Consider the following 13,810-nt stretch of genomic DNA (forward strand, 5'->3'; position numbering starts at 1 on the left):
CGTGCGCAAATACGCTTTTCCTCACAGGGTTGTCAAGTGTTACGTTTAGATAATTGCTATCCGGAAAAGCATCTGCTATTTATAGCGACCTGATTTTTCCCCCGAACATGGGGATCGATAGTGCGTGTTAAGGAGAAGCAACATGCAAGAAGGGCAAAACCGTAAAACATCGTCCCTGAGTATTCTCGCCATCGCTGGGGTGGAGCCTTACCAGGAGAAACCGGGCGAAGAGTATATGAACGAAGCCCAGCTGTCGCACTTCAGGCGTATTCTTGAAGCATGGCGTAATCAACTCAGGGATGAAGTCGATCGCACTGTGACTCATATGCAGGACGAAGCGGCTAACTTCCCTGATCCGGTTGACCGTGCCGCACAGGAAGAAGAGTTCAGCCTTGAGCTACGTAACCGTGACCGTGAGCGCAAACTGATCAAAAAGATCGAGAAGACGCTGAAGAAAGTAGAAGACGAAGATTTCGGCTACTGCGAATCGTGCGGTGTGGAAATTGGTATTCGCCGTCTGGAAGCTCGCCCGACAGCCGATCTGTGCATCGACTGTAAAACGCTGGCAGAAATTCGCGAAAAACAGATGGCGGGTTAATCCCGTAACCTGTTGAATGCCGGATGGCGTTACGCTTATCCGGACTACGGAACACCTCTATTTCGTAGGCCGGATCAAGTGTTTGCGTCGCCATCTGGCAATACCTGGGCGGGAGCATCTCCCGCCTTATTCTTTTATGTTATCCACCGACATGACTGACAAACGCTATATTGGCCGTTTCGCCCCTTCCCCTTCCGGTGAACTCCATTTTGGTTCGCTGATTGCCGCCCTCGGGAGTTATCTGCAGGCCCGTGCGCAACACGGAATCTGGCGGGTACGCATTGAAGATATTGATCCTCCTCGTGAAGTTCCCGGTGCTGCAGAGACTATCCTGCGTCAGCTGGAACATTACGGCCTGCACTGGGATGGCGACATATTATGGCAATCCCAACGCCACGATGCTTACCGCGAGGCGCTTGCCTGGTTGTATAAGCAGGATCTGAGCTATTACTGCACCTGTACTCGCGCCCGGATCCAGAGCATCGGCGGTATTTACGACGGCCATTGTCGCGAGTTGCGCCACGGACCAGAACGGGCAGCGATACGTATCAAGCAACGACATCCCGTCATGCAGTTTAACGACAGGCTGCGCGGCAAGATTCAGGCCGACCCTGAACTTGCACAGGAAGACTTTATCATTCACCGACGCGACGGGCTGTTTGCTTATAATCTTGCTGTGGTGGTCGATGATCATTTTCAGGGCGTTACGGAGATTGTACGTGGCGCGGATCTCATTGAACCAACTGTGCGCCAAATTTCGCTGTATCAACAGTTCGGCTGGCATGCACCTGACTATATTCATCTGCCGCTGGCGCTCAACGAACAAGGCGCTAAACTGTCCAAGCAGAATCATGCGCCAGCCCTGCCACAAGGCGATCCGCGTCCGGTTCTCATCAGCGCATTGCGCTTTCTCGGCCAGAGCACAGCGATACCGTGGCAAGAGTTCAGCGTAGAGGAATTGTTGCGAGTCGCGGTGGAAAACTGGCAGCTTGAGGCGGTACCTGAATCGGGTATTGTAAATCCGGCATTCTCAAATGACTCATGCTGAGCTATGATTAGCCGCTATTTTTACACAGCAACACTTGTTCTGACTGAAGTTTGACACTACCGAGGTGCACTATTTTTACCCGAGTCGCTAATTTTTGCCGCAAGGTGCTAAGCCGCGAGGAGCGCGAGGCAGAGCTTGCCGTCGCCCGTCCCCATATGACGGTAATCCCGCGTGAGCAGCACTCAATCTCCCGCAAAGATATCAGTGAAAATGCCCTGAAGGTAATGTACAGGCTCAATAAGGCCGGCTACGAGGCATGGCTGGTTGGCGGGGGTGTGCGCGATCTTTTGCTGGGCAAAAAGCCGAAAGACTTTGATGTCACCACCAACGCGACACCGGATCAGGTACGGAAACTGTTTCGTAACTGCCGTCTTGTTGGCCGTCGTTTCCGTCTGGCCCATGTAATGTTCGGCCCGGAAATTATCGAAGTGGCAACTTTTCGCGGACATCATGAAGGCAGCGAAGCCGATCGTGCGACATCTCAGCGCGGACAAAACGGTATGCTACTGCGCGATAACATCTTCGGTTCTATCGAAGAAGATGCTCAACGCCGCGATTTCACGATCAACAGCCTCTATTATAGCGTTGCTGATTTCACCGTTCGCGACTACGTTGGCGGTATGCAGGATCTGGAAGATGGCGTCATTCGCCTGATTGGTAATCCGGAAACGCGTTATCGTGAAGATCCCGTACGCATGCTGCGCGCTGTCCGCTTTGCAGCAAAACTCGACATGCGCATCAGCCCGGAAACCGCAGAGCCGATCCCGCGTCTGGCTACGTTGCTTAACGATATCCCGCCAGCGCGCCTGTTTGAAGAAGCCCTCAAGCTATTACAGGCGGGCTACGGCTATGAAACCTATAAAAAGCTGCGTGAGTACAGCCTGTTCCAGCCGCTGTTCCCGACCATTACCCGCTATTTCACCGAAGACGGTGACAGCGCAATGGAACGCATCATTGCCCAGGTTCTGAAGAATACCGATACCCGCATTCACAACGATATGCGTGTTAACCCGGCATTCTTGTTTGCCGCCATGTTCTGGTATCCGTTACTGGAAACGGCACAGAAAATTGCCCAGGAAAGCGGTCTGGCCTACTACGATGCCTTCGCACTGGCGATGAACGATGTCCTGGACGAAGCGTGCCGCTCGCTGGCAATTCCAAAACGCCTGACGTCGCTAACCCGCGATATCTGGCAGCTTCAGTTACGCATGTCCCGCCGCCAGGGTAAACGCGCCTGGAAACTGATGGAGCATCCGAAATTCCGCGCAGCCTACGATTTACTGGCCCTGCGTGCCGAAGTGGAAAACAACGCCGAACTGCAACGTCTGGCGCAGTGGTGGGGTGAATTCCAGGTTTCGGCTCCGCCAGAGCAAAAAGGCATGCTGAACGAACTTGATGAAGAACCAGATACCCGCCGCCGTCATCGTCGCCCGCGTAAACGCGCCCCACGCCGCGAGGGAACCGCGTGACCAATCGCGTATACCCAATAGATTTCGAGTTGCATCAAGGCGGCGACATAGCGAATGCCCAGGAGCGTACATCAGTACGTGACTGGGATGAGTAAGGAAAGCCAACACAAATGCAGCTTGAAAGACAACGGGTATATATCGCGCTCGGCAGTAATTTAGCCTCTCCTCTTGAGCAGGTAAATGCTGCCGTGCAGGCGCTGGGAGAAATCCCGGACAGCCGGATCATCGCCGTTTCATCCTTCTACCGCACGCCGCCATTAGGTCCTCAGGATCAACCTGATTATCTGAATGCTGCCGTTGCGCTGGAAACAACCCTCGAACCTGAAGAATTGCTTAATCACACTCAACGTATTGAGTTGCAGCAAGGTCGGGTACGCAAAGCCGAGCGCTGGGGTCCGCGTACGCTGGATCTCGACATCATGTTATTTGGCAATGACGTGATTAACACCGAGCGCCTGACGGTTCCGCATTACGATATGAAAAACCGGGGCTTTATGTTGTGGCCGCTATTTGAAATCGCGCCCGACCTGACCTTCCCGGATGGTATCAGCTTACATCAGCATCTCACCCGCCTCGCCGTAGCAAAACCTGCGCACTGGTAAAGCATACTCTCACCTAAAAAGTTTACTACTTTTGCGCCAAACGGTTGCTTAAAACAATTGCCGCCCTGAATCTGACTGCTAGAATGCCGTTAAATATGACTTCCACATTCAGGAAATGTTATGAAACCAACGACTATCTCATTGCTGCAAAAATGTAAGCAAGAGAAAAAGCACTTCGCGACTATTACGGCCTACGACTACAGCTTCGCCAAATTATTTGCCGACGAAGGTATCAATGTGATGCTGGTAGGCGATTCACTGGGGATGACGGTACAAGGGCACGACTCCACCTTGCCGGTCAGCGTCGAAGACGTTGCCTATCACACCCGTGCTGTGCGTCGTGGTGCGCCAAACTGCCTGCTGCTTTCCGACCTGCCGTTTATGGCCTATGCCACACCGCAACAGGCCTTTGAAAACGCCGCCGTTGTTATGCGCGCGGGCGCGAATATGGTCAAGATTGAAGGCGGTGCGTGGCTGGTTGATACGGTGAAAATGCTCACCGATCGCGCGGTACCGGTATGCGGCCATCTGGGCTTAACCCCTCAGTCAGTTAACATCTTCGGTGGCTATAAGGTGCAGGGTCGCGGAGATGCGGGCCAGACATTGCTCGACGATGCGCTGGCGTTAGAAGCCGCAGGAGCACAGTTGCTGGTGCTGGAATGCGTTCCGGTTGAGCTGGCTAAACGCGTGACTGAAGCTCTGTCCATTCCGGTCATCGGTATAGGCGCAGGCAATGTCACCGATGGTCAGATCCTGGTGATGCATGACGCGTTTGGTATCACAGGCGGCCATATTCCAAAATTTGCTAAAAATTTCCTCAATGAAGCAGGCGACATGCGCGCCGCAGTGCGGCAGTATATTGCGGAGGTTGAATCCGGCGTCTACCCGGGTGAAGAACATAGCTTCCATTAAGCAAAGTTTGGAATTTGTAGGCCAAATAAGGCGTTGCGCTTTCCTGGCCTACAGATCATCAGGCAACTAAAGGAGTCTTGTTGTGCTAATTATTGAAACCCTGCCGCTGTTACGCCAGCACATTCGTCGTCTGCGTCAGGAAGGTAAACGTGTGGCTCTGGTCCCTACCATGGGAAACCTACACGACGGTCACATGAAGCTGGTCGATGAAGCAAAAGCTCAGGCTGATGTGGTGATCGTCAGTATTTTCGTCAACCCAATGCAGTTCGACCGTCCGGACGATCTGGTGCGCTACCCGCGTACGCTGCAAGAAGACTGCGAAAAGCTGAACAAGCGCAAAGTTGATTTTGTCTTTGCTCCTGCAGCGCAAGAAATCTACCCGCAAGGGACAGATAGCCAAACCTATGTAGAAGTTCCGGGGCTTTCCACCATGCTGGAAGGCGCAAGTCGTCCTGGTCACTTCCGTGGTGTTGCTACCATCGTCAGCAAACTGTTCAATCTGATCCAACCGGATATCGCATGTTTTGGCGAGAAGGATTTTCAGCAACTGGCGCTGATCCGCAAAATGGTTGCCGACATGGGATATGACATTGAGATCGTCGGCGTTCCCATTATTCGCGCTAAAGACGGCCTGGCCCTCAGTTCACGCAATGGCTATCTGACCGCAGAGCAGCGAAAAATCGCGCCCGGATTGTTCAAAGTGATGAGCAGTATTGGTGAAAAATTACAGGCTGGTGAACGTGAGCAGGAAGAGATAATTGCCATTGCTGAACAAGAACTGAATGAAAAAGGTTTTCGTGCCGACGACATTCAAATCCGCGATGCTGATACGCTGCTCGAGCTGACTGACAGCAGCAAACGCGCGGTGATTCTGGTCGCTGCATGGCTGGGTCAGGCACGTTTGATCGACAATCTGAGTGTAACATTAGCCCAGTAGACAGGGGTTAAAAATAGGGCAATACTGCCTAAGAAATTACTCAAAGCAGGTACCGCCTGCTTTGCTTCTGATAAGCGTTAAAGGTAGACGTTATGATTCGCACCATGCTGCAAGGCAAGCTCCACCGCGTGAAAGTCACACAGGCGGACCTGCATTACGAAGGCTCCTGCGCCATTGACCAGGATTTCCTTGATGCTTCCGGCATCCTGGAAAACGAAGCCATTGATATCTGGAACGTGACTAATGGTAAACGTTTCTCGACCTACGCCATTGCGGCTGAACGCGGTTCTAAAATCATCTCGGTGAACGGTGCGGCCGCGCACTGTGCCGAGGTTGGCGATATTGTGATTATCGCCAGCTTCGTCACGATGTCTGATGAAGAAGCGCGTACCTGGCGGCCAAAAGTTGCCTACTTTGAAGGTGACAATGAAATGAAACGTACTGCGAAAGCCATCCCGGTACAGGTAGCTTGATAAAGGCTACCCCTGCGGCTGGTTGCTGACCAGCCGCGACATGGTCTCTAACGAATCCGTTCTTAAGATATACAACCGTTTTAACAGCATTGGGTTATCTCCTGGTTTTACCTTTCCTTTCACCGTGGTCACAGCCATATGAAACCCTGCATCATTCGCCGCCTTCACGGCCGTCACGTTATAACCGCCAAACGGATAAGATAGATAAAGAACATGCGGGTTAAATTGCGCCAGCGCCCGACGAGAATGCGCAAAATCAAAAAGAATATTGTGATAGCTACGGCTAAGCAGGATCGGTCGGTGATAACCATCCACACGATGTAAAAAATGGGTATGTGACTGGAAGTCGAACACATCCCTGATCTCATTCAGTTCAGAAATACTCATAAACTGCAGCGATTTCGGATCCCACTTCTGCGGATGGCGCTTAATACGTGATGAGATAATAAATGCCGTCGCCTTCATTCCATACTGTTTCAGTACCGGGTATGCATAACGGCTCACCGACTTCAAACCATCATCAAAGGTAATCACTACCGCCCGCGCAGGCAAATTAGAGCGGTTACGCACATAGTCTTCCAACTGATACAGGGTCAGCGTGGTGTAACCCATATCGCGCAGCCATGTCATCTGGTTGCTGAAAGCGCGTACGGAGGTGGTAGTAGAGGTATGACGAAAACGGGTGTTCTCTTCATCACGCAGAATATGGTGATAGGTCAGTACCGGAATACCGTGGTCTTGCTGCGCATCCAGCGCGCTAACGTAGGCCAGCCTGTCACCAATACGAATTTGGTACCACGTCTGGTTTAGCCTGTCCTTCAATCTGTTAATTATGGGATATCGCAGATTGTCCGCCAGCACGCCAAACGGTGCGCTACCGGCGTCAGGGGCATTGTAAACAGGTGTCGCTTTCCAGGTAACCAGGTTCTGATTGCTCAGCGGTTTATTGAGATCACCCAGGCCATCTTCCACCTTCTGCCGCCCCTGTACGCGATCCAGATGGCCTTTATCGATAAACCCTCGGCCAAATCCAAATGTAAATGCGTAATAGTCTTCGCCAGTGGGGATGACTGAGAGGATTTGACCTGCGCGAATATGGCCTACCGTCACCATTTTATTGCCAATCTGCGCCCAGACGGCAGCATCTTCAGTAGTTTGCATATAACGAGCAGGCAAAGCGGCAGCAGCACAACCAGAGAACAGGAACAACAGTATGAGCAGGACGCGCGTAGCCATATGAGTTAACCGAGGCGAAGAACCTCAGCTATTGTAGCAAAAGCATCATCAATACCAATGATTAATACTCATACAAATCATGCAGTAAAACAAAAGGCGGATTTTTCTGTTGTTGATGCCACAAACTCGTAACGCCAGGGCCTCCAAGAGAGACTATTTCATCACGAAACGCAGAACTGCTCATCGACTCTCGCGACAAAAGCATTCGCTCCAGCAATGGATAGCTTATCCCGGAAATCACTTCACAGGCCGGATGCTTATGACTCATCAACGCGGCCACGCGGTATGGCGCAGAGCCAGCAATATCTGTCAGGAATATCACGCCATCACCAGAATCGGCAGCATGCAGAGCATCGCACATCATCCGGCTTAACATATTCGAACTTAGACCATGCCAAAAACTGACCACCTGGCATTGCGCCAGAGGGCCGTACTTTTCTTCCAGACGATGCAGCATATCCTGTGCGTTATCATCATGACAGGTAATTACCCAACCTAACATTGCCCACCTCCTTAGCAGGCAAGTAGTTTATCAGAGTGATAAAAACTTAACGGTGATAAACATCAAAGGTCTTCCTCTCCCGTGATGGGAGAGGAAGAAATAATTAGCTACGTAACCCGCGCCCACGCTGAATCAGGTACCAGCACAGCAAATAAAATGCCGCGATAAACACCACCAGTACACCGAATGTCGTGACCAGCGGCACATCATGGATGCCCAGGAAGCCGTAGCGGAATCCACTGATCATGTAAACAATCGGGTTGAGATGCGACAACCCCTGCCAGAATGGCGGCAACAACGTTAACGAGTAGAAAACGCCCCCCAGGTAGGTCAACGGCGTCAGTACGAAAGTTGGGATCAGGCTGATGTCGTCAAAGGTTTTGGCAAAGACGGCATTCAATAACCCAGCCAACGAAAACAGAACCGCCGTCAGCACCAGCGTTAGCGCCACAAAGACCCATGAATGCACCTGGAACGGAACGAAGAACAGTGAAATAGCCGTAACCAATATTCCTACGCACAGGCCGCGCGCCACGCCGCCGCCGACAAACCCCGTGATGATAACGTGCGTCGGAACCGGTGCGACCAGCAATTCTTCAATGTTACGTTGAAATTTGGCACTAAAGAATGACGACGCTACGTTGGCGTAGGAGTTAGTGATAACCGCCATCATAATCAGACCCGGCACAATAAATTGCATGTAGCTAAAACCGTGCATTTCACCGATACGCGAACCAATTAAATTACCGAAGATAATAAAATAGAGCGTCATGGTGATAACGGGTGGGACCAGAGTCTGGACCCAGATGCGCATAAAACGGTGGATCTCTTTCGCCCAGATACTTTTCAGCGCGACCCAGTAAAGCTGCATCATGCGCGATCTCCTTGCTTTTCATGAACCAGGGAAACGAACAACTCTTCCAGTCGGTTTGCCTTGTTACGCATACTCAACACCTGAACCCCCTGCGCGCTCAGTTGGGAAAATACGCTGTTAACACCTTGCTCTCTGAGCACTTCGACTTCCAGCGTCGAGGTATCAACCAGACGGTATTGATATCCTTCCAGCTTGGGCAGCGGACTTTTCGCCGCCAGATCGAGAATAAAGGTCTCGGACTTGAGTTTGGAGAGCAGGTTTTTCATTGAGGTATTTTCCACCAGCTCGCCATGCTGAATAATGCCAATATTACGGCACAGCATTTCCGCTTCTTCGAGATAGTGTGTTGTCAGAATAATCGTCGTACCCTTGTCGTTTAAATCCTTTAAAAAACCCCACATTGAGCGACGTAATTCAATATCAACGCCCGCTGTCGGTTCATCGAGGATCAGCAGCTTTGGTTCATGCATCAATGCACGGGCAATCATCAGACGGCGCTTCATACCGCCAGACAGCATACGCGCTCGCTCACTACGCTTTTCCCACAGGTCGAGCTGCTTTAAATATATTTCACTGCGCTTTACAGCCTCTTTATGCTCAACGCCGTAATACCCCGCCTGATTCACCACGATCTGCTGCACCGTTTCAAACGGGTTAAAGTTAAATTCCTGCGGTACCAGCCCAAGCTGTCGTTTAGCGTTAACCGTATCTTTTTCAAGATCGTATCCGAAGACGCTAACCCGTCCGGAGCTTTTATTCACCAGGGAACTGATAATCCCGATAGTGGTGGACTTCCCTGCGCCATTGGGGCCTAAAAGCGCATAGAAATCACCCGCTTCGACTTGCAAATCTATGCCACGTAGCGCCTGAACGCCACCGGGATAGGTTTTCTTAAGTTGCTGAAGTTCCAGAGCAATGGTCATGGTTTTTTGCTTACCTTACGTTCTGACATTTTATATATAGTTTAATTAATCCTGGAGTTACCCTATATTAGCCCATCGCATTTATCTGGCTTCGGGTCGAAACCTCCATGAAAGACATAGATACACTCATCAGCAACAATGCACTATGGTCAAAGATGCTGGTAGAAGAGGATCCCGGATTTTTTGAAACGCTGACGCATGCGCAGAATCCACGTTTTCTATGGATTGGATGTTCCGATAGTCGCGTTCCCGCGGAACGTTTAACCGGTCTTGAGCCGGGCGAATTATTTGTCCACCGTAATGTTGCCAATCTGGTTATTCATACCGATCTGAACTGTCTCTCTGTCGTTCAGTATGCGGTTGATGTGCTGGAAGTGGAACATATTATTATTTGTGGTCATTACGGATGCGGTGGCGTACAGGCAGCCATTGAAAATACGGAACTGGGACTGATTGATAACTGGTTGCTGCATATCCGCGATATCTGGTTTAAACACAGCTCTCTGCTGGGTGAGATGCCGCAGGAACGCCGTATTGATACACTGTGCGAACTGAACGTAATGGAACAGGTGTACAACCTGGGCCACTCAACAATTATGCGGTCCGCCTGGAAACGTGGTCAGAAAGTTACCATTCACGGATGGGCTTACGGTATTCATGATGGTCTGCTTCGCGATCTGGAAGTTACGGCCACCAGTCGTGAATCACTGGAACAACGCTACAGACAAGGTCTGTCTAACCTCAGTAAAAAACACATAAACCATAAATAACGCAGTATTGCCGGGCGGCGACTCCATCTTATCCGGCCTACGAGGTACATACCTGTAGACCGGATAAGCAGAGCGCCATCAGGCGCTCGCACAGAATTACTCGTCCAGCAGCACGACTTTGCCAACATATGGCAGGTGGCGATAACGCTGGGCATAGTCAATGCCGTAGCCGACAACGAACTCATCCGGGATAGAGAATCCGATAAACTCAACCGGGACATTCACTTCTCGACGGGAAGGTTTGTCCAACAGCGTACAGATCGCCAGCGATTTCGGCTCGCGCAGGCTAAGGATTTCACGCACTTTTGACAGCGTGTTGCCGGAGTCGATAATGTCTTCGACAATCAGCACATCCTTACCACGAATATCTTCATCCAGGTCTTTCAGGATTTTAACATCACGCGTGGTTGACATGCCGCTGCCGTAGCTGGAGGCGGTCATGAAATCGACTTCGTGGGAGACATGCACTTCACGGCACAGATCTGCCATAAACATAAACGAGCCACGTAACAGCCCGACCAGCACCATGTCACTGCCGCTGTCCTTGTAGCGTTCGTTAATCTGACGCCCGAGTTCAGCAATACGCGCTTTGATCTCCGCTTCCGGGATCATGACTTCTACAGTATGTTTCATAAAAAATATAACTCACTGATTTTTATCAGTTAACACATCATGCAAATCGAAAGAAAGCGCTTATGTTGATACACCGACTGACAGACGGTGGCTCGCACTAACCACAAAACTTGCGACAGCATACAAACAATTCAGTGGGTGAAGTATACCAGTAAAGAAGCCGCGTTCCTCTGATAGTTAGCAGGATTGTCGGTATGTTAATCGCCGGACGGTAATTCCATCCGGCAATGAAACCCTTACACAGTAAAGCCGAGCATCATACCAGTATCTTCATGCTCCAGCAGATGGCAGTGCGCCATGTAGGCATTTTCTTTTGGCGCGTCGTGGTCAAACTTCACCAGTACCTCGCTGACACCACCTTCGACACGTACTGTGTCCTTCCAGCCTGCGCGATGCGCGGCTGGCGCTTTACCGTTCTCTGACAAAATGCGGAACTGAGTACCGTGAATGTGGAACGGATGCAGCATCATGTCCCCTTGCCCGGAAATCACCCAGCGTTCATGCTGACCTTTCGTTGCCGCAAACATGGGTTTATTCATATCAAATGCCTGGCCATTGATCCGGTTGGCATTATGGAAATCAAACTTCCCGCCATGTTTCATATTACCCATATTACCGTGGTTCATATTACCGTGGTTCATACCGTCGTTATCCATATGCCCCATCATCTGCCCATGCCCCATTCCCGTCATGGCCTGTTCGCCATACTTCTGCATCAGCATTTGCATTCCCATCATGTCGAGCATCGGATCCATTGATAGTTGCAGTTTGCGCACAGTCAGGCCATCAAGCGAAGGCAGTGATGGCATTGTCGTCAGCGTATCCGGCAGCGTACCGGAAGCAGTAATAAGGAGCGGCTGAATGCGCATCACAGGATGCGGCTTATCAAATGGCGCTATAGCCATCCCCATTTGAGTCACGGGTAAGGTCAGCAGATCGAAGGCTTTACCGTCGCTAATATCCACCAGCACTTCAAAGCGTTCGCCCATCAGCATAGGAAGTTCAGTAACTTTAACCGGCTCAGCCAACAGTCCACCATCGCTGGCAATAACATACAGAGGGCGATTATCGCTGGCAGCCACGTTAAGCGAGCGAGCGTTACAACCGTTTAGCAAACGCAGACGTAACCACCCACGCGGCGCGGAATGCTGCGGATAAATTGCACCATTGGTCAGCAGCGTATCACCAAACCAACCCACGGCGGCTGTCATCATATCCAGTTGATAGTTAACTTGTCCGTCGGCAGAAAATTGTTTGTCCTGAATAATCACCGGAACATCATCAATTCCCCACTGCTTCGGCAACATCAGTTTGCGGATGTCATCGTCTTCAATCAGCACCAGTCCAGCCAGCCCCATCGCCACCTGACGGCCCGTTTTCCCGTGTTGGTGCGGGTGGAACCAGCAGGTTGCTGCCCGTTGATCGGGGATGAAGGTTACGGAACGTTTTCCGCCCGCCGGAATAATCCCTTGCGGGCCACCGTCGACTTCGCCAGGTATCTCCAGTCCGTGCCAGTGTAATGTGGTCTCTTCAGCCAACTGATTATAGATATCAACGGTCACCGACTTGCCTTTATGCAGTTTCACCGCAGGTCCAAGTAAATTACCGTTATATCCCCAGGTTGTAGCGGTTTTACCGCCGAAGGTCGATTGCCCAGCCTTAACGATCAGTTGCATACGATTAGAGGCATCCGCCGTTAACAGGTCTGGAACAGGCAACACGGGACGGTCGGCCGCAAAAACAGTACGACTCCAGAGAGGTAACGCTGACGCGACGCCCAGCGCCACGGAGTACTTTAAAAAGTCACGACGTTGCATAATCACTTCCTTATATTCAGCAGCTTAAGCAGGCTATCTTTTAAGCATAAGCCCTCCCCTTACGGGAAGGTCAAGTGAACGGCTGATAATAAAGGTCGTCGCTTCGCTCACAGTATGCTAACGTTTAATTTCCGTGATGCAGTGGTAGAAGCAATGAAGACGTTTTTCAGAACAGTGTTGTTCGGCAGCCTGATGGCCGTATGCGCAAACAGCTACGCGCTTAGCGAGTCCGAAGCCGAAGATATGGCCGATTTAACGGCAGTTTTTGTTTTTCTGAAAAATGACTGTGGATACCAGAATTTGCCCAACGGGCAGATCCGACGCGCACTGGTCTTTTTTGCCCAACAGAACCAGTGGGACCTCAGTAATTACGACACCTTCGATATGAAATCACTCGGTGAAGACAGTTATCGCGATTTGAGCGGTATTGGTATTCCGGTCGCAAAAAAATGCAAAGCGCTGGCACGAGATTCCCTGAGCCTGTTGGCCTACGTTAAATAATGTGAAGCCGGATGGCGGCACAAGTGCCTTATCCGGCAGGTAAAGACTCATCTGGCGTTAATCATTTCCCCTGCTGTACAAATTCGCGATATGCCGCCACGACCTGAAGAAAATCCTCTACGCCACACAGCGAAAAGCTCTCTTCGTCGTAGTAATTCATCCCTTCTTCCATTTCGTCGCCCGTGAACTCCAGTTGGTTGGCACGCACCATCACCTCTTCGCCATCCAGCCAGAGCGTGTATTCATGCCCTGCCCGTTGCCAGGAACGTTCACTGCCTTTTACCGCACGTGCCGCCTGTTCCACTTCATCAAGTAAGGCCAGGTTCTCTTTCACTTCTTCATTAAACCAGTGCCCCACTACTTCGTGGCCCATGGACATACGCACTTTTACCACTCCGGTAATATCGCGCAGAAATTCGTAATCCATAATGTGTTCCTCTACTCCCGGCAATGCGCCAATACCGCATTGCGCCTATGCTGTAATTATCGCAGCACAACGAAAGAAAAAAAGCAGA

At 51.0% G+C, this 13,810-nt stretch carries 16 protein-coding genes; 9 read left to right on the forward strand and 7 right to left on the reverse strand.

Annotated features, from left to right (window positions below):
- Nucleotides 1–142 precede the first annotated feature (142 nt).
- The 7 genes from dksA (at nt 143) to panD (ending at nt 6,039) form a co-directional block, all read left to right on the forward strand.
- The gene (gene dksA / locus SK36_RS16940; RefSeq protein ID WP_003829221.1) at nt 143–598 is read left to right on the forward strand and encodes an RNA polymerase-binding protein DksA; all 456 of its coding nucleotides are present in this window, start codon (nt 143–145) and stop codon (nt 596–598) included.
- 151 nt (nt 599–749) lie between these two features.
- Entirely contained in the window at nt 750–1,646 is an 897-nt protein-coding gene (gluQRS, locus tag SK36_RS16945; protein ID WP_048222797.1) for a tRNA glutamyl-Q(34) synthetase GluQRS, read from the forward strand.
- A 71-nt stretch (nt 1,647–1,717) separates the two neighbouring features.
- Entirely contained in the window at nt 1,718–3,115 is a 1,398-nt protein-coding gene (gene pcnB, locus SK36_RS16950; RefSeq protein ID WP_205689181.1) for a polynucleotide adenylyltransferase PcnB, read from the forward strand.
- A 110-nt stretch (nt 3,116–3,225) separates the two neighbouring features.
- Nucleotides 3,226–3,717, forward strand: a complete 492-nt coding sequence (gene folK / locus SK36_RS16955; RefSeq protein ID WP_048222039.1) for a 2-amino-4-hydroxy-6-hydroxymethyldihydropteridine diphosphokinase — start codon at nt 3,226–3,228, stop codon at nt 3,715–3,717.
- 120 nt (nt 3,718–3,837) lie between these two features.
- Nucleotides 3,838–4,629 (forward strand): 3-methyl-2-oxobutanoate hydroxymethyltransferase, encoded by a 792-nt coding sequence (panB, locus tag SK36_RS16960; RefSeq protein ID WP_048222040.1) that lies wholly within the window; start codon nt 3,838–3,840, stop codon nt 4,627–4,629.
- Nucleotides 4,630–4,711: 82 nt separating this feature from the next.
- Nucleotides 4,712–5,566 carry a pantoate--beta-alanine ligase gene (gene panC, locus SK36_RS16965; protein WP_045439910.1) on the forward strand — a complete coding sequence of 285 codons (855 nt, stop codon included), beginning with the start codon at nt 4,712–4,714 and terminating at the stop codon, nt 5,564–5,566.
- A 92-nt stretch (nt 5,567–5,658) separates the two neighbouring features.
- Nucleotides 5,659–6,039, forward strand: coding sequence for an aspartate 1-decarboxylase (gene panD / locus SK36_RS16970; protein ID WP_023178331.1), 381 nt, complete (start codon nt 5,659–5,661; stop codon nt 6,037–6,039).
- Between the two features lie 6 nt (nt 6,040–6,045).
- Here panD and SK36_RS16975 read toward each other — a convergent pair whose 3' ends face one another.
- The 4 genes from SK36_RS16975 to SK36_RS16990 all read right to left on the reverse strand — a co-directional run bounded on the left by SK36_RS16975 (nt 6,046) and on the right by SK36_RS16990 (nt 9,574).
- Entirely contained in the window at nt 6,046–7,275 is a 1,230-nt protein-coding gene (locus SK36_RS16975) for a polysaccharide deacetylase family protein (RefSeq protein ID WP_048222041.1), read from the reverse strand.
- Nucleotides 7,276–7,336: 61 nt separating this feature from the next.
- Nucleotides 7,337–7,777 (reverse strand): PTS sugar transporter subunit IIA, encoded by a 441-nt coding sequence (locus SK36_RS16980; RefSeq protein WP_045439900.1) that lies wholly within the window; start codon nt 7,775–7,777, stop codon nt 7,337–7,339.
- 103 nt (nt 7,778–7,880) lie between these two features.
- Entirely contained in the window at nt 7,881–8,651 is a 771-nt protein-coding gene (locus tag SK36_RS16985; protein WP_045439897.1) for an ABC transporter permease, read from the reverse strand.
- On the reverse strand, nt 8,648–9,574 hold the full coding sequence (locus SK36_RS16990) for an ABC transporter ATP-binding protein (RefSeq protein WP_048222042.1): 927 nt from the start codon (nt 9,572–9,574) through the stop codon (nt 8,648–8,650). Before SK36_RS16990 ends, SK36_RS16985 begins: the two co-directional genes overlap by 4 nt.
- Before the next feature lie 107 nt (nt 9,575–9,681).
- On the opposite strand from SK36_RS16990, the gene can reads away from it, so the two are divergent.
- Nucleotides 9,682–10,344 carry a carbonate dehydratase gene (can, locus tag SK36_RS16995; protein ID WP_045439892.1) on the forward strand — a complete coding sequence of 221 codons (663 nt, stop codon included), beginning with the start codon at nt 9,682–9,684 and terminating at the stop codon, nt 10,342–10,344.
- A 96-nt stretch (nt 10,345–10,440) separates the two neighbouring features.
- Here the strand turns inward: can and hpt are convergent, their stop codons facing one another.
- Together hpt and cueO are read right to left on the reverse strand one after the other, a co-directional pair.
- Complete coding sequence (gene hpt / locus SK36_RS17000; protein WP_003018658.1) at nt 10,441–10,977, reverse strand: hypoxanthine phosphoribosyltransferase; 537 nt, start codon at nt 10,975–10,977, stop codon at nt 10,441–10,443.
- Nucleotides 10,978–11,213: 236 nt separating this feature from the next.
- Nucleotides 11,214–12,794 carry a multicopper oxidase CueO gene (cueO, locus tag SK36_RS17005; protein ID WP_048222043.1) on the reverse strand — a complete coding sequence of 527 codons (1,581 nt, stop codon included), beginning with the start codon at nt 12,792–12,794 and terminating at the stop codon, nt 11,214–11,216.
- Nucleotides 12,795–12,947: 153 nt separating this feature from the next.
- On the opposite strand from cueO, the gene SK36_RS17010 reads away from it, so the two are divergent.
- Nucleotides 12,948–13,295, forward strand: a complete 348-nt coding sequence (locus SK36_RS17010; RefSeq protein WP_000846617.1) for a YacC family pilotin-like protein — start codon at nt 12,948–12,950, stop codon at nt 13,293–13,295.
- A gap of 61 nt (nt 13,296–13,356) precedes the next feature.
- Here SK36_RS17010 and yacL read toward each other — a convergent pair whose 3' ends face one another.
- A complete protein-coding gene (yacL, locus tag SK36_RS17015; RefSeq protein ID WP_045439883.1) occupies nt 13,357–13,722 on the reverse strand; it encodes a protein YacL in 366 nt (121 codons plus the stop codon).
- Between the last annotated feature and the right edge of the window lie 88 nt (nt 13,723–13,810).

It is taken from the genome of Citrobacter sp. MGH106 (genome assembly GCF_001037495.1).
GTDB lineage: Bacteria > Pseudomonadota > Gammaproteobacteria > Enterobacterales > Enterobacteriaceae > Citrobacter > Citrobacter murliniae.

Coding starts and splice junctions, on each gene's coding strand:
- SK36_RS16980 (WP_045439900.1), bottom strand. CDS start 7,777: ATGTTAGGTTGGGTAATTACCTGTCATGATGATAACGCACAGGATATG.
- dksA (WP_003829221.1), top strand. CDS start 143: ATGCAAGAAGGGCAAAACCGTAAAACATCGTCCCTGAGTATTCTCGCC.
- panD (WP_023178331.1), top strand. CDS start 5,659: ATGATTCGCACCATGCTGCAAGGCAAGCTCCACCGCGTGAAAGTCACA.
- gluQRS (WP_048222797.1), top strand. CDS start 750: ATGACTGACAAACGCTATATTGGCCGTTTCGCCCCTTCCCCTTCCGGT.
- yacL (WP_045439883.1), bottom strand. CDS start 13,722: ATGGATTACGAATTTCTGCGCGATATTACCGGAGTGGTAAAAGTGCGT.
- panB (WP_048222040.1), top strand. CDS start 3,838: ATGAAACCAACGACTATCTCATTGCTGCAAAAATGTAAGCAAGAGAAA.
- folK (WP_048222039.1), top strand. CDS start 3,226: ATGCAGCTTGAAAGACAACGGGTATATATCGCGCTCGGCAGTAATTTA.
- SK36_RS16985 (WP_045439897.1), bottom strand. CDS start 8,651: ATGATGCAGCTTTACTGGGTCGCGCTGAAAAGTATCTGGGCGAAAGAG.
- SK36_RS16975 (WP_048222041.1), bottom strand. CDS start 7,275: ATGGCTACGCGCGTCCTGCTCATACTGTTGTTCCTGTTCTCTGGTTGT.
- hpt (WP_003018658.1), bottom strand. CDS start 10,977: ATGAAACATACTGTAGAAGTCATGATCCCGGAAGCGGAGATCAAAGCG.
- SK36_RS17010 (WP_000846617.1), top strand. CDS start 12,948: ATGAAGACGTTTTTCAGAACAGTGTTGTTCGGCAGCCTGATGGCCGTA.
- can (WP_045439892.1), top strand. CDS start 9,682: ATGAAAGACATAGATACACTCATCAGCAACAATGCACTATGGTCAAAG.
- SK36_RS16990 (WP_048222042.1), bottom strand. CDS start 9,574: ATGACCATTGCTCTGGAACTTCAGCAACTTAAGAAAACCTATCCCGGT.
- cueO (WP_048222043.1), bottom strand. CDS start 12,794: ATGCAACGTCGTGACTTTTTAAAGTACTCCGTGGCGCTGGGCGTCGCG.